Origin of the sequence: Aquimarina sp. EL_43 (assembly GCF_943422735.1) — a bacterium.
Classification (GTDB): domain Bacteria; phylum Bacteroidota; class Bacteroidia; order Flavobacteriales; family Flavobacteriaceae; genus Aquimarina; species Aquimarina megaterium.
Genome location: NZ_CALSBR010000001.1, coordinates 1,045,141 through 1,060,520, shown reverse-complemented (window position 1 = coordinate 1,060,520; position 15,380 = coordinate 1,045,141). Strand labels below are relative to the sequence as shown.

The 15,380-nt window shown below is 33.4% G+C and carries 11 protein-coding genes and 1 tRNA gene; 5 read left to right on the top strand and 7 right to left on the bottom strand.

Annotated elements, in window-relative coordinates:
- The first annotated feature begins 15 nt into the window (after positions 1-15).
- Positions 16-1,443 carry an ion transporter gene (locus NNL09_RS04860; RefSeq protein ID WP_196909294.1) on the top strand — a complete coding sequence of 476 codons (1,428 nt, stop codon included), beginning with the start codon at positions 16-18 and terminating at the stop codon, positions 1,441-1,443.
- A gap of 252 nt (positions 1,444-1,695) precedes the next feature.
- Here the strand turns inward: NNL09_RS04860 and NNL09_RS04855 are convergent, their stop codons facing one another.
- The 3 genes from NNL09_RS04855 to NNL09_RS04845 all read right to left on the bottom strand — a co-directional run bounded on the left by NNL09_RS04855 (position 1,696) and on the right by NNL09_RS04845 (position 3,634).
- Positions 1,696-2,511, bottom strand: coding sequence for an endonuclease/exonuclease/phosphatase family protein (locus NNL09_RS04855; protein WP_196909293.1), 816 nt, complete (start codon positions 2,509-2,511; stop codon positions 1,696-1,698).
- Positions 2,512-2,691: 180 nt separating this feature from the next.
- Positions 2,692-2,773: transfer RNA gene (locus NNL09_RS04850), tRNA-Leu, on the bottom strand.
- Positions 2,774-2,944: 171 nt separating this feature from the next.
- Positions 2,945-3,634 (bottom strand): aspartyl/asparaginyl beta-hydroxylase domain-containing protein, encoded by a 690-nt coding sequence (locus NNL09_RS04845; RefSeq protein WP_196909292.1) that lies wholly within the window; start codon positions 3,632-3,634, stop codon positions 2,945-2,947.
- A gap of 78 nt (positions 3,635-3,712) precedes the next feature.
- On the opposite strand from NNL09_RS04845, the gene NNL09_RS04840 reads away from it, so the two are divergent.
- From NNL09_RS04840 to NNL09_RS04830, 3 genes are all read left to right on the top strand, one after another.
- Entirely contained in the window at positions 3,713-5,101 is a 1,389-nt protein-coding gene (locus tag NNL09_RS04840) for a dipeptidase (protein WP_196909291.1), read from the top strand.
- A gap of 420 nt (positions 5,102-5,521) precedes the next feature.
- Positions 5,522-7,120: a hypothetical protein gene (locus tag NNL09_RS04835; protein ID WP_196909290.1), complete on the top strand. Its 1,599-nt coding sequence runs from the start codon at positions 5,522-5,524 to the stop codon at positions 7,118-7,120.
- 265 nt (positions 7,121-7,385) lie between these two features.
- The gene (locus NNL09_RS04830; RefSeq protein WP_196909289.1) at positions 7,386-10,541 is read left to right on the top strand and encodes a M43 family zinc metalloprotease; all 3,156 of its coding nucleotides are present in this window, start codon (positions 7,386-7,388) and stop codon (positions 10,539-10,541) included.
- 92 nt (positions 10,542-10,633) lie between these two features.
- On the opposite strand, the gene NNL09_RS04825 is transcribed toward NNL09_RS04830, so the two are convergent.
- Genes NNL09_RS04825 through NNL09_RS04810 form a run of 4 tightly spaced genes read right to left on the bottom strand, consistent with a single transcriptional unit; the run spans position 10,634 to position 14,832 of the window.
- On the bottom strand, positions 10,634-12,037 hold the full coding sequence (locus tag NNL09_RS04825; protein ID WP_196909288.1) for a zinc-dependent metalloprotease: 1,404 nt from the start codon (positions 12,035-12,037) through the stop codon (positions 10,634-10,636).
- A gap of 1 nt (position 12,038) precedes the next feature.
- The gene (locus NNL09_RS04820) at positions 12,039-12,956 is read right to left on the bottom strand and encodes a hypothetical protein (protein WP_196909287.1); all 918 of its coding nucleotides are present in this window, start codon (positions 12,954-12,956) and stop codon (positions 12,039-12,041) included.
- Positions 12,957-12,981: 25 nt separating this feature from the next.
- Positions 12,982-13,779 (bottom strand): hypothetical protein, encoded by a 798-nt coding sequence (locus NNL09_RS04815; protein ID WP_196909286.1) that lies wholly within the window; start codon positions 13,777-13,779, stop codon positions 12,982-12,984.
- 33 nt (positions 13,780-13,812) lie between these two features.
- Positions 13,813-14,832 carry a hypothetical protein gene (locus NNL09_RS04810; protein WP_196909285.1) on the bottom strand — a complete coding sequence of 340 codons (1,020 nt, stop codon included), beginning with the start codon at positions 14,830-14,832 and terminating at the stop codon, positions 13,813-13,815.
- Positions 14,833-14,998: 166 nt separating this feature from the next.
- On the opposite strand from NNL09_RS04810, the gene NNL09_RS04805 reads away from it, so the two are divergent.
- Positions 14,999-15,370 carry a BlaI/MecI/CopY family transcriptional regulator gene (locus NNL09_RS04805; RefSeq protein ID WP_025663470.1) on the top strand — a complete coding sequence of 124 codons (372 nt, stop codon included), beginning with the start codon at positions 14,999-15,001 and terminating at the stop codon, positions 15,368-15,370.
- Positions 15,371-15,380: the final 10 nt, after the last annotated feature.

The following is a 15,380-nucleotide window of genomic DNA, read 5'->3' as shown; positions in this document are numbered from 1 at the left end:
AAATTTCATGCAAAAATGAAAAAAATATTAAAATATTGGTTGGTTGATGATGAAAACCCTAGAAAATATTTATTTGAAATATTCCTGGGAATAGTTATTATACTATCAATTATTTTGACTTTTCTTCAAAATGAGTATGAAGCATTACCGACTAACTTAGCTCTTGTAGACATAAGTATTGCAGTCTTCTTTATTATAGAATATTTGGCTCGCTTTTATATTTCTTCTGATTTTAGAAGAGATATAAAAAATAAAAATATCGCTTGCGCTATTCATAATAAATTAAAATGGATGGTTAGACCTTCATCTCTGCTTGATTTTTTGGCAATTATCCCTTTTCTAAGTTTTTTCAGAGTATTTCGAGTATTAAGGTTCTTTAAACTTCTTCGATTATTCAGATTGATTCGTGTTTTTAAAATCTTTAGAGATTTTGATAAGTTGAATATTATACTGCAAGGAATGCGAGAAGAAAATAGAATATTTTATGTTTTCTTCAGTATTACTCTTATCCTTATTATATCAATAAGTTTCGTATTCTATGTTGTTGAAAATAAAATTGCTGGTACAGAATTTTCTTCCTTTAAAGATTCTCTTTGGTATACTTTAAAAACAATAGAATTTGTTGATGATACCCCAAATACATGGATTGGAAGAATATTCTCTGGACTTCTATTGATACTTAATATGGCTATTTTCGGTTTTTTCGTTTCAATTATTCTAAATAAAATAAATCAACTTATGGATGCAATAACTACAGGAAAAATCACAAGTCTAAAGATCAAAAATCATATTGTAATTTGTGGATATACCAAATCATCCCAAAATGTCATTGAGGATCTTCTAAAGGACAAAAAAAATTATAATAAAATAGTGCTGGTAAGTACTAGGCCCATAAAAGATATATCAGGTTTAATTTATGTAAATGCAGATTTTACAGATTACAAAACCTTAGCTCTTATTAAGATAAAAAACGCCAAGTTTGCAATTGTCTTTGCAGAATCTAAAGTACATGATACTATAAGAGATGTAGATCTAAGGACTGTAATGACTATATTTAATATAGAAAAAGAGGCTCCACATGTTCATACAATTGCTGAAATTAATGATCGAGTTAATGCAGAAATTATAAAAGATAAAATTGAAGGTGACGAAATTTTGTATAAAGAATTAATAGATGCTAAGATCATTACAGCTTGTATTGGTAATCCTAATATTTCTAATTTGTTTTATGAATTATTTGGCAATAAAAAAGAGCGTATTAAAAGTATTCGTCTTAACGACTTAAATCTTGGAAATCAAATTATCGTTAAGAAACTAAAACTATTCTTTATAGAAAGAAACGAGACATTTCTTGGTCTTATTGATGAGCAAAACCAATCCATCTTATCTCCTGATAATTATATGAAGGTTGATGATAGTTTTCGCCTTATTTATTTAGCTTAACGGTTGGTTCGGTTTAAAATTCATTAATACCTAGTGTTGTACAATGAGCATAAGCTCCTTCTTCCTCTTGGAGAAGGTTAGGATAAGGGTTTTTAGATCAGCCTACCTTTATCTTAAATCGAGGAGATATAAAGACTAATTACGGTGGATTTAGGAAGCATTATAAATGAAGTCAAAACCCCAATATTCAGCATGAGTTTGTCGAAGTTTTTAAACCTATTACTTTCTAATAGCCCTATAGTTGGTCTAAACCTAATGACTAATTTTAAACTCTAAATAAACAGGTAGATGATCAGAAAGTTTTCGTGCCTTCTCTAGATTATCACAAAATTTGACAAAATCAATGACTCCTCCATCGATTTTAGAAACATTTTTAGAATAAAAAATATTATCTATAACATAATTCAGATAGGAGCCACTTTGACAAGATCTTTTTAAGGTTGTTTTTTGATTCACAATCGTAGAAGTAAATCCTTTTTTCTTAATAGGTGAAAATACTTTATCATTCTCATTAGTATTAAAGTCTCCTACCAAAAGTAAAGGAGTTTGTAAAGAATCTGCAACAAATTTTGTCAATGCTTTAATTTCCGGTTTAGGATCTTTACCATATGGACGAGAATGAAAGTTGATAATTGTAAATTTATTATCGTTACTATAGAAATCAATCAATAATGGTTCTCGGTCAATTTCAGTATTTAGTTCTTTTAATAACCTTCCTCTATTTTTAATTTTAATGTTTTTTGTTTTCCAGATGTAGGCATAACGTTCTGTCATATATGCAGGACTATGAGTAGGGTCACTAATCACATAATCCCATTTTCCGCCTTTTCTATTAAGTATATCGTTTAATTTTGCAACAGCTTGAGCACCTCCGTATCCGGCAACTACTTCCTGAATAGCTATAATATCTGCACCTTTTAGTAGATTAGCTATTTGTCTTAACTCATCAATGTTTTTCGTTTGTCCGAAATCTCTAATATTCCATGATACTAATTTGATTGTATTATTCTGGCAAAACACAATATTCTGTACAAAAAGAATAATAATAAAGAGTATTTTTTTTCTCATTAGCTGCATTATTAGAATGGTTACTTTCAAATGTATTAAAAAAGAGTTTTCAGCTATTGAAGATTTCCGTAATTCTCTTAATTAATAAGGTATGTGTTTAAGAGATAAATAAAAAAGTATGACCTATGTATGACCCTAAATAAAAAAGCCGAATCAGATGATTCGGCTTTTCCTTTGCTGTGCGGGCGGAGAGACTCGAACTCTCACACCTCGCGGCACTAGATCCTAAGTCTAGCGTGTCTACCAATTCCACCACGCCCGCATTAAAACTTTTACAATACTTAGGACTTTCTGTAAAAGCGAGTGCAAATATACATATTCCTTATAAATCTCAAAGAACTTAAATTATTTTTTTTGAAGAATATGAAAAGTAATAAGTAACAATTTAAGAAACCAGGATGTTTTCTTTAAAATCTTCTCACTTTTTTGATCTCTACAATTCTGATTTTAGGTAATTGATCAATGCTTTTGATCTTTCGGTATTCATGGTTTTTAATTCTTCGATCATTTTCAATTTAGTTGCTTTAGAATATTGATGAGGTTGATTTTCTGCCGTAAAATCATAACCAGCTTCAGCAAATAATTGATCCGACCATTTATTACGAATGCAATCTATAATTAAATGAATACGATCGGTTGCTCCTTTGTTTTCTACCCGATGTGGTAGATTAAAGTTTCCGTACCAACATTCGCCAACAGCCATAGTTACTTCTTGATGATGTATATAAAAATGAACATCTCGATTTGTTGTGATCGGAATATGAACTCTAAAACTTCTATCTTCATATCCCAAATTATGATCTGTATGTTCTTTTATGTTACTATTAGGTGAAAGATTGAGTAGACGAATAGATTCTTTTTCACACTCAAAAAGCGCAGTTATTTCCTTAAAATAAGGACAATGATCCAATAGAGGAGTGTTTTTGTAATTATGAGCACCAGACGAGTGCGCGTAAATTTGATTCATATTCCCATTAAGAGATCTAAGAGCAATAGATTTCCAATTACCAGAATAATCATCAGTATTGAAATGAGAAGTAAAAGAATAGGATTGACAATGTTTTAAGTCTTTCAGAAGGCGATTTTCAGAAAATAAAAAGGGAAGCTTCAAAAATGCATTCATATTAGCAGATATACTTAAATAGAGAACAACTAATTTACTTCATTTTTACTACTTTTAGGCGAAAATAAACTCAGATTCATGCAAAACATACAATCTTACGTTCAAGAACATAAAGATCGATTTATAAATGAGCTTTTCGAGCTACTTAAAATTCCATCTGTTAGTGCAGATACAGCATATAAAGATGATGTGATCAAAACAGCATCAGAAATTAGCAAAAGCCTTAAAGATGCTGGATGTGATGCTGTAGAAATATGCGAAACTCCTGGATATCCGATAGTGTATGGAGAAAAAATTATAGATAAAAACCTTCCGACAGTATTGGTTTATGGGCATTATGATGTACAACCACCAGACCCGATAGATTTATGGGATAGTCCTCCTTTCGAACCTGTAATTAAAAAGACAGAGATCCATCCCGAGGGAGCCATTTTTGCCAGAGGATCTTGTGATGATAAAGGGCAGATGTATATGCACGTAAAGGCATTAGAAATTATGACCAAGACGAATCAGTTGCCGTGTAATGTAAAATTTATGATCGAAGGAGAAGAAGAAGTAGGAAGTAAAAGTTTAAGTTGGTTTGTAGAACGTAATCAGGATAAACTAGCTAATGATGTAATCTTAATTAGTGATACAGGAATGATCGCCAAAGATGTTCCTTCTATTACTACCGGATTAAGAGGGTTAAGTTATGTCGAAGTCGAAGTAACAGGACCCAATAGAGATTTACATAGTGGTTTATATGGTGGCGCAGTAGCAAATCCAATCAATATATTAACCAAAATGATTGCTTCTTTGCATGATGAAAATAATCATATTACCATTCCTGGCTTTTATGATAAAGTCGAAAATCTTTCTACAGAAGAAAGAGCCGAAATGGCAAAAGCACCTTTTTCTCTTGATGCCTATAAAAAATCATTAGATATCAATGCAGTGTATGGAGAAGAAGGATATACAACCAATGAACGCAATTCTATTCGACCTACATTAGATGTAAACGGAATCTGGGGTGGCTATACAGGAGAAGGAGCAAAGACAGTAATTGCCAGTAAAGCCTATGCCAAAATTTCTATGCGTTTGGTTCCTAATCAAGATTGGGAAGAAATTACAGAATTGTTTAAAAATCATTTTGAAAACATAGCACCAGACGCAGTAACAGTAAAAGTAACTCCGCATCATGGTGGGCAAGGATATGTAACCCCAATAGATAACACTGGATATAAAGCAGCTAGTAAAGCATATCAGGATACCTTTGGTAAAACACCAATACCACAACGTAGCGGGGGTAGTATTCCTATTGTTTCTTTATTCGAAAAAGAATTAAAAAGTAAAACAATCCTAATGGGATTTGGCTTAGATAGTGATGCAATACATTCTCCTAATGAACATTTTGGAGTATGGAATTACCTAAAAGGAATAGAAACGATTCCATATTTCTATAAATATTTTACAGAACTAAGTAAGTAAGGTTCTTGCATATATTAAAATAATGATGGCGTTACCCTGGTTTTTAATCAGGGTCGGGCTATTCGTTATATCTTTTTTGTAATCACTAGAGTGTTTTTTTTAGAGATTTAAGGATAACAAAAAAGGATGCCACTACTATCCCTAACGTGTAAAAGAAGGTCCTGTTAAATCCAAATTATGTAATCTTTGATATTTTGTAAGTTAATGATAATGAATGAAATAACTTACGTAAAAATTATAACCTTCATGTTTTAACACCTTTTGTCGAAAACATAAAATATCTGTTTTTTCTACTTTTTTTTAATCGTAAATTTAAGGTAACAAAATCCCCTTAACTTCTATTTTTAAAGTTTTATCGTAAACATTGATTTGATTAATACAGATTCTTAAAATCAATTTTTAATATTAAAAAATAGTACGATGAAAAAAACAATATTAGGTTTTTCGGCTTTATTAAGTGTAGCATTCACTTTTGCTCAAAACAATGTTATAGATGTCGATCAAACAGGAAAAGGAAATGAAACAGAAATTTCCCAAAAAGGAGTAAACAATACTTTAACAATAGTTCAGGATGGTAATTATAATAGTGCAAGAGTAGAGCAAGGTATAGAAAATGAAATAATGGGTAATGGTATTATTCGTCAAATCCAAACCGGCGATCAAAATAAGGCATATGCTATTGAGCAAGGAGACTTTAATGAAGTGTATCAAAATCAATTAGGGGTATCAAATAATGCAGAAGCAGAAATAGGTAGTTATTCTTCAGAAAGTAGAATCGAACAAATACAGATAGGGAATAATAACATGGTGATCGCATCTATAGGAAAAAATGGATATGGTGTAAACAGTACTATTACTCAATCCCAGAATGGAAACTATAATATAGCACAGGCAAATCAATCTCAAACTGAAGGTGGCCAGATTATACAAGATCAACAAGGGATATTAAATAATGCTATAGCAACTCAAAAAGAAGGTTTTGGTCAAAATAGTATTGAGCAGTACCAATATGGAGAGAATAATAGTGCTATAGCAACTCAAGAAGAAGATTTTAGTCAAAATAGTATTTTTCAAGAACAAATTGGATTAGGAAATACATTGATTGCCAATCACCCATCTTCGAGTTTCAGTTTTGGAGAACGTAAAATCACTCAGTTTCAAAATGGTAATTACAATACAGCCACTGCAATCCAATATAATATATACCGTATTGAGCAAAGCCAAACGGGAGAATTTAATCAAGCTTTTGCTTATCAAGGAAATACAAAACCCACGGTTATTCGTCAACATCAGAATGGGATAGGAAATATAGCACAGGCTTTTAATGATGGAATGCCTGAAGGAGGTGCAATCCCAGGCAGTATTTCTCAGAATCAGGTAGGAGAAAGTAATTATGTTTATGCAAATCTGGAGATTAGAAGCTATGTGAATCAAAGGCAAGAAGGTATAGGAAATGATGCTTCTACTACTATTGTTTATAGTTTTAACACTACCGTATCCCAACGACAAACGGGAAATTATAACAAGTCTACTGCTACCGTATATGGTGAGTATGAATCCAACGTTGAGCAATATCAAGAAGGGGCTTTTAATAGGGGTGAAGTGCTAATAGAAGGAGATGGTATTAGGAGCACCCAAACCCAGAAAGGAGAAGGAAATAGTGTCATAGCTACTGCTAATAATTGGGGAGGTGCTCATGAAATGACGAGTACACAAAATGGTTTTTTTAATACTGTAGAGCAAACTCTGGATGGGGGACACTTTAACAGTGCTATTGCCACTCAAGATGGTGAACAAAATTTCTTATCCCAATTACAACAAGGAAAAGAGAATGGAGTAATTTCTGCTCAGGATGGATCATTTAATACTACATATGCTACTCAGATCGGAAATTCTAATACTCTTAATACAAAACAAATTGGCGATGCTAATAGCTTAACTGCTTCTCAAGAAGGTACTTCGTTATCGGTAACGATAATTCAAGAAGGAAATGGTAATAGCTCGGTTATTTCACAATGATTTATTACAAATTAGATTCAGTTTATCAATAATTAGCAAGCTAATAAAACAAATAGGCACCTTTATTATTGGGTGCCTATTTACATTCTTTTTTTTGTTAAAAATCAACAGTGATTATGCTTTATCCTTGTATTTTTGACAGTATAAATGTTAAAATAGTGTGAAACAGATAACATAGTATAGTGTTTGGTTATAATAGTATAACCCTAAATGCTTCAATAGTTTTAATTTTCGTAATTAACTATAACACAAAATCAATACGATTATGAAAACTAAAATTATTATTTTAGCAGCTATGCTATTTACCTATGTTTCGTCTCTTCTGGCGCAGCAACCAGTAGATGCAAAAAGATGTGAGGCAAGTAATGCCAATGCGTATATTTTTTCGGCAAATCCTAAAGCAAAAGCCGAATATGAAAACTTCAATAAGTTTACCAAAAATTATGTTCAGAGTAAAGCTTTTTCTCAAAAAGCAGCAGAAACGTATACTATACCTGTAGTGGTTCATGTATATGGTACTACTCAACATGGGAAGACCGTTGATTATGATAAGATAAAAGGAGCTCTTGATGCGTTAAATAAAGATTTTAACGGACTCAATGATGATTTTAATTCAATTGACCCCGTTTTTGACGGTCGTAAATCAACACTAAGTATACGATTTGCATTGGCTAAAATTGATCCTGATGGAGGTAGTACCAATGGAGTAATTATTCATCCTGTAGCTTCTGGAATGGGAAATTATAGTAGTCCTGTTGTTGCTTCAGATGGATGGGACAATTATAAATATATGAATGTGTATATCACAGGTGATTTGTATGGTGATGGAGTTTCGAACAATTCTGGGGTAGCATGGTATCCAAATACAACAATGTCTGATGCAAATATTGCAAGAGTAGTTTATAACGGACAATATTTACATGGTAATACTAATAAAGAGTTTGCATCTGTATTTACACATGAGTTTGGGCATTGGCTTAATTTAATACATACTTTTGAAGGTGGATGTGATGACCCTAATGGAGATTATGTTAGTGATACACCAAAAGAAGATACGGATTCTGGGGACGATGGATGCGTTGTCGGAGCCAGTGATTGTGGAAATTTGATTAACTATGAAAATTATATGGGGTATGATGCAGCAGCAGGTTGTGCAAAAATGTATACACAAGGACAGATTGACAGAATGCTCGCGGCATTACAACACCCAACAAGAAAACCATTATGGCAACCAGCTAACCTGACAGCTACAGGGGTAAATCTTACTGGGGCTTCATTAGTGGTAAATAATAATACGGTTGAAGAATCATTATCTAATAATGGAACCTTAGTAGGTGATTCTTATGATATAGATATACAAGGGGGTACTTTTTCATTAAGTTCTGGAACATTAACACAAGGAACGCATTTTACGTCAAGCCTTCCTCAAGGATTTTCAACTAGTATAACGGTAATAAACAATAAGAAATTAAGGGTAAAATACAGTGGGACTACTAATAATCATGGATCTGCTGATAATGCTTCAGGTACAATCACTCTTAAAAATGCGATTATTTCAGGTGGAACAAGTACATTAAATTCTGATAAAGTAATATTTAACTTCTCATTTTATGATCCTTTTAAAGTAGTTTATGTAGATAATAGTGATCTTACAGTTGATGCCACTACGGTATGGAAACCATTTACAGATGCTAATATTCCATCCTTGGGTGGAGGAACAAATTACGGAGGATTATTTTACAATGCTTCTGGGCACCCAAGTGGTCAACCTGCGTTACAATTCGAAACCTATAAAGCTGCAATGATTACTGTAGGAAGTACAAAAAGGGTTGCAAATTTACCAGCAGATACACCAATTAGTACTACTAGTAATTGGGTAGATGGAGGAGCATATCCTGATTTACATGAGATTAGAACAAATTCATATACCAATTGGGATGGGCAAACTGGGTATGCAGGATTTAGATTTATTAAAAATGCTAAAGAATACCACGGTTGGCTTCGATTTCAGGTAAATGCTAGCGGAAACTCATATTCATTATTAGATTATGCATATAGTACAGAGCCTTATGGTACTATTAAGGCAGGAAGTAAAGAATTAGGAGCAACCCCTACCTGTAATGATGGTATCCAAAATGGAGATGAGACGGGAGTAGATTGTGGTGGATCATGTGAGCCTTGTAGTACACCGATAACATACTGTGATTCTAACGGAAAAAGTGTATCAGACGAATATATCAGTAGAGTACAATTAGGAACAATTGATAACTCCTCTACAGGTTCTACAGGAGGATATGGAGATTACACTTCGGTATCTACTACATTATCTAAAGGAGCTTCTAATACCATTACCATTACCCCAACCTGGTCAGGAACCGTATATTCTGAAGGATATAGTGTGTGGATAGATTATAACCAGGATGGAGATTTTGCTGATGCAGACGAACAGGTATGGAGTAAAGCTGCTTCAAAAGACACACCAGTAAGTGGTAGTTTTACAATCCCATCTAGCGCCAAAAACGGGAATACCAGAATGAGAGTATCTATGAAATACAATGGTATCCCAACAGCATGTGAATCTTTTAGCTACGGAGAGGTAGAAGATTATACGATTACCGTAGGAACAGGAGGATCAGATCCTACCTGTACAGATGGTATTCAGAACGGAGATGAAACCGGAGTAGATTGTGGTGGATCGTGTACTCCTTGTGCTAGTAATGACGGAGTGGTTTATGTAGATATAAATGATATCACTGTAAGCTCCTCAAGTACCTGGGATTTCTTTAGAATAGAAGTTGGAGACAACAGCGATTATGGAGCATGGTACACCAATAATTCGGTACGATTGGTTACTTATAATAAAGATGTTGTATGCGAAGGTAGTAGCAAAAATGTAACCATACTTGGTGAAGGAGTAGAAGTTGGAGCTTCTAGTAATTTTGTTGCAGAATCTCATAGTTACATAGTAAGTTCTTCTTCATATACGAATTGGAATGGTAAATCTGGTTATATAGGATTTACCTTTAAAATTAGTGGTAATACACATTACGGATGGTTTTATGCTACTGTAGCAAACGATGGATTATCGTATACTATATTGGATTATGCATATAACACTAATGCAGGTCAGGGATTGTTGACCAAAAGACCAGCACCAGCAGGTCCAGAAAAAGCAGAAAATCTGGTTAAAGTATATCCTAACTCATTTACCGAAATGACTAATATTGACCTAACCAAATTAGGAAAAGAAAGGTTTACTATGAGTGTATATGATCTGTTAGGAAGACGTATTTATCACAAAAACTATGATAGAAACCCTGGAGTACTTCCTTTTGGAAGAACAATAACTGAAAAAGGAAACTATTTCGTGAAAATAACATCCAAAGGAACTTCAGAAATACATACCATTGTAAAGAAATAACCTAATAAACCTGATTGTAAATGGGAAACATAAAGCGGGCGTCAGTTATATACTGCACACCCGCTTTTTTATGTAGAAATAAAATAAATTAGTTATCGTTTGATCAGTAATTTTTTAGAATGTTTTTTACCTTGATTGTCATCAATAATAACATAATAAAGCCCTTCTGGTAATAAATCTACATTAATTTCTGAGTTTTTCGACAGTACTTTTTTGCGTACTTGCAGTACTCCCATTGTATTATAAACTTTAATAGAAACCCCTTCCTTTGGTAGCACACCATTTAATGAAATAGTAAATGTTCTATCTGCCGGATTAGGATGCAACTTAAATAAAGTTTTGTTTCCTATAGCAGAAGAAATTTGAGTATTCTCCAGAACTACTTCTTTTTCAGGAAGTGTTGCTATTTCTGTTCTATTAACATTACAATCTTCTATTTTTGCAGTAAAATGAGATCCGTTTTGAGCTCTGAAACCAGATTTAAGCACTAATTTTTGACCACCAGTATATGTTGCAGTTGCTCCATTGGCAATTGTATTGGTAGCAGTCAAAGTATTTGTAGCTTTTTGAATATCTGTAGCTCCAGATGGAACGTTTTGAGTAACCGTTAAATTTTCTGGACAACTATTACCACAACTTACGACAGCATTTTTAAGATGGGTTAATGTTGCAATTGCATTACGCATACGTTGCCCTTGACCTGCAGTAAAAAGACTCATACAATCAGGATGCGTATAAGCCATAATGATTCGCTCATCAGGATTATAACTGTCCCCATTGGCGTCAGTACCACTAGAAGTCCAGGTACAAGCGGGATGGTTTACATTAAATCTAAGATGAGGATCTGCAGGAGTATCAGCTACATAATCTCCACACGTTGTACTGTTAGATCCGTTTACCAATTCGGCACATTGTCCGGTATCACTTCCTCCTTCATTCACAGTCCCATGATGAGTATGCCATAAAAACAATACATGCCCCATCTCATGCGAGATAACACTAGACCTTACTAATGATCCAAAAGGAGCTTTCCAATAACTTCCGGATACCCAGAATTCTGAAGATTCTCCAACACCATTTGCTCTACCACCAGCACTAGAAGCATCATCAAATATATATACATCGATACCATCAGAATGATTGTTTACGGTATAAATAGTTGTAGTTGGATTACTATAATAGCTATCATTATCTATATAGTTAATAACATTGTCCCAATCAAATGAAACCCCATGAGGGTTAAAATCCTGATTTAAGATATCAATTGCCTGATTGGTTTGAGCAACACTTTGACCTCCAGTACCATTACTTCTTCTAATGACATGAACGTAGATACGTAAGCAATAAGAATCTGCAACTGCCGCACTTCTTAAAGCAGATGCGTATGCGTCTTGATTAAAACTTTCTGATGGGGTAAAACAGAATGTTTGCGCTTGTATTTTCGAAATAGCTAATAATGCTATTACTACTATTAGGTTTTTTATAAATGTTTTCATGTTATTTTTTTAGTAGTTGGTTTTCCTTTTCTAACAGCTCTATTCTCTTATTCATTTGGATGATATATAAGGTAAGTTCTTCTATTTTTTGAAGAAGCTTAGCATCCATTTCTCCTAAGAAAATTCCATTTTCTTGTACTTCCGAAGCACTGGGAATATCCTGTAAGTGTCCCTTTTGGTTGATATGATTTTCAACTTCTTGAAGAGTGGGCAATTTGTAATCGTCATAGAAAACAAAATCAGACCAAGTCGCTGCTTCGACAACTACTTCTCTTGCTCCTATGGATCCTTCTACAGCTAATCTATGCGATCCAGTATTTGAAGTTCCTATTCCAACTTTACCACCACTTTTTATGGTCATCCATTCTTTGGCTATTTGATCGGTTGGAGTATATCCTCTAAAAACAAACCCTCCATCAGTTCCTCCGTTTGAAGAATTACTATCTTGCATTTCAAAGATGATAGCATCGAGGTATTGTCCAAAGTATTCAGTATCTCCGAATAACCTAAATCCTTCACCAATATTCATTTTTAAGTCACCATTTACATGTAGTTTTGATGCTGGGGCAGAAGTTCCTATTCCAACTTTACCACCACTTTTTATGGTCATCCATTCTTTGGCTATTTGATCGGTTGGAGTATATCCTCTAAAAACAAACCCTCCATCGGTCGCTCCGCCTGAAGAGTTGCCATCCTGCATTTCAAAAATGATAGCATCAAGATATTGTCCAAAGTATTCAGTATCTCCGAATAATCTAAATCCTTCGCCAATATTCATTTTCACATCTCCATTTACATGTAATTTAGAAGATGGAGTTGTAGTACCAATGCCAACATTTCCATTGGGAGCTTCAGTGATCTGTGCTTTTGTAGCTAATCCTGTACAAACAAGAATCAAAATAAAAATCCAGTTTTTCATAATTTCATTTAGTTTAATTAGACTTTTATTTTTTAGATTCTATTAGCTTTTCAAGCTGATCTAATCTGTCCTCAATAGATTTTAATCTTTTGATTTCTTTTTCTTGTTGAATGGTGTATAGTGTTAATTCTTCTACTTTCTGAAGAAGCTTAGCATTCATTTCTCCTATCGAAATCCCTTTTTTTAATACTTCTTTTTCTGAAGGAATATTTTTTAGGTGTCCGTTCGTTTTTATATGCTGTTCAACCTCTTCTAAACTTGGTAACCTATAATCAGGTTCGAATACAAAATCTGACCAAACATTTGGTTTTACTATGACTTCTTTGGTTTTTGTGATTCCGTCAATGGCTAAATTTCCTCCAGAAACTCCAAGAGTGTTATTATCTCTTAAAATAAGCCTCATATCATAATCGGTGTTAGGGTCATTAGAGAAATCTAAGTAAGGAACTCCATTACCTCTTAGTTCGATAGAAGCTCCCTGATCTGTATTTATAATAGCTCCTGTATTTCCCCAACTAATGCTCTGACCTGTAGATAGTTTATTGCTCATTTTAACATCGCCACCTTCAATAGAAAGTAAATTGTTATTTCTAAGGATTAACCTCATATCATAATCGGTAATAGGATCATTAGAGAAATCAAAATAAGGAACTCCATTACCTCTTAGTTCAACAGAAGCGCCCTGGTCTGTATTTATAATGGCTCCTGTGCTTCCCCATTTGATTTGTTTGGTCACAGTAAGTTTGCCATTAATAGTCTCATCCTGTGCTGTAAGGTTAAGTACAGCTACAATGCATAGAATTAAACTTGATAATTTTTTCATCGTTTTGGTTTTAAGAGTTATTGAATGAATTTTTTATTTACTGAGATTTTCGACTTTATTTTGAAGAGTAGATATCGTTTTTCTTAAAGTTTTCAGTTCTTCATCCTGTTGAATTGTGTAAAGCATTAATTCCTCTATCTTTTCGAGTAATTTTGCATGCATGCTTCCTATTTGAATACCATTTTCTAAAACTTCTTTTTCGCTCGGTATATTAGGAAGATGTCCTTGAGTTTTAATATGTTTTTTGACTTCATTTAGCGAGGGTAATTTGTAGTCAGAACGAAACACATAGTCAGGCCATGGTGAAGCTTCTACTACAACTTCTTTGGCTCTGATATTACCATTTACAGCAAGTTTATAACCTCTTGTGTTAGTGGTTCCTATACCAACAGTGCCATCGGTATCAATAATTCTTAAACGTTCGACTCCTTTGGTTTTTAGGATTAGATCATTGTTGTAAGAAGAAAACGCATTTGTAGTTGTATATACATCTTTGTTAAAGATAAACTTTGGCATATCGGTGTAGATATGTGCCCAACTACTGTTAAGAGGGCCAATATCGATGTATCCATAAGTTCCGTTAACTCGTAATGCTCCTCCTGCAAGATTTCCTCTAATACTTCCATTAATATGGAGTCTAGTTTGAGGATTAGAAATACCGATTCCCATATATCCGTTTTCATCTTTAATTCTTAAACGTTCAGTTCCTTTGGTTTTTAAGATGAGGTCATTATTGTAAGAAGAAAATGCATTTGTAATAGTGTATACATCTTTATTAAAGATAAACTTTGGCATATCGGTATAGATATGCGCCCATCCGCTGTTAAGAGGACCAACATCTATGTATCCATAAGTTCCGTTAATACGCAGTGCTCCTCCTGCAAGGTTTCCTCTTATGTCTCCGTTGATATGTAGTTTGGCTGCCGGATTGGTGACTCCTACTCCTACATTACCACTTAAGCTGTAAATGGTGTTCTGATTGTCGTAATTGTGTTGTGCATGCAAGCACATGGTGATACAGAGTATCACCAATGAAGATAGTACTTTTTTCATTGTGTATGTATTTAAATGGTTAATGTTATAAAGTTAAAATTTCCCCGTTTTATAACAACATTTTTAATGTGAAATAAATGTTATAATGATACTTTATAGCGTGTTTTTTTTGTAGTTTTAAATTTTTACTCTACATTTGTAGAGTTAATTCTAATAATGTAGAACAATGCAATTATCAAAAACGGAAGAACAATTAATGCAATATCTCTGGAAATTGGAGAAAGCCTTTATGAAGGATTTATTAGATTCTTTTCCAGAACCTAAACCTGCAACTACTACTGTAGCTACACTATTGAAAAGAATGATTGATAAAGGTTTTGTGAATTATACGCTATATGGAAAATCAAGAGAATATTATCCATTAGTAAAAAAGACAGATTATTTTTCTAAACATGTAAATGGACTGATTAAGAATTTTTTTAACGATTCGGCTTCACAGTTTGCATCATTTTTCACATCAGAAACCAACTTATCTACTACAGAATTAGAAGAACTTAAAAAGATAGTAGATAAACAAATCCAAAAACAAAAGCAATGATTATATATAT

What these genes read in the sequence shown, in the direction of transcription:
- NNL09_RS04860 (WP_196909294.1), top strand. Translation starts at nt 16, where the DNA reads ATGAAAAAAATATTAAAATATTGGTTGGTTGATGATGAAAACCCTAGA.
- NNL09_RS04855 (WP_196909293.1), bottom strand. Translation starts at nt 2,511, where the DNA reads ATGAGAAAAAAAATACTCTTTATTATTATTCTTTTTGTACAGAATATT.
- NNL09_RS04845 (WP_196909292.1), bottom strand. Translation starts at nt 3,634, where the DNA reads ATGAATGCATTTTTGAAGCTTCCCTTTTTATTTTCTGAAAATCGCCTT.
- NNL09_RS04840 (WP_196909291.1), top strand. Translation starts at nt 3,713, where the DNA reads ATGCAAAACATACAATCTTACGTTCAAGAACATAAAGATCGATTTATA.
- NNL09_RS04835 (WP_196909290.1), top strand. Translation starts at nt 5,522, where the DNA reads ATGAAAAAAACAATATTAGGTTTTTCGGCTTTATTAAGTGTAGCATTC.
- NNL09_RS04830 (WP_196909289.1), top strand. Translation starts at nt 7,386, where the DNA reads ATGAAAACTAAAATTATTATTTTAGCAGCTATGCTATTTACCTATGTT.
- NNL09_RS04825 (WP_196909288.1), bottom strand. Translation starts at nt 12,037, where the DNA reads ATGAAAACATTTATAAAAAACCTAATAGTAGTAATAGCATTATTAGCT.
- NNL09_RS04820 (WP_196909287.1), bottom strand. Translation starts at nt 12,956, where the DNA reads ATGAAAAACTGGATTTTTATTTTGATTCTTGTTTGTACAGGATTAGCT.
- NNL09_RS04815 (WP_196909286.1), bottom strand. Translation starts at nt 13,779, where the DNA reads ATGAAAAAATTATCAAGTTTAATTCTATGCATTGTAGCTGTACTTAAC.
- NNL09_RS04810 (WP_196909285.1), bottom strand. Translation starts at nt 14,832, where the DNA reads ATGAAAAAAGTACTATCTTCATTGGTGATACTCTGTATCACCATGTGC.
- NNL09_RS04805 (WP_025663470.1), top strand. Translation starts at nt 14,999, where the DNA reads ATGCAATTATCAAAAACGGAAGAACAATTAATGCAATATCTCTGGAAA.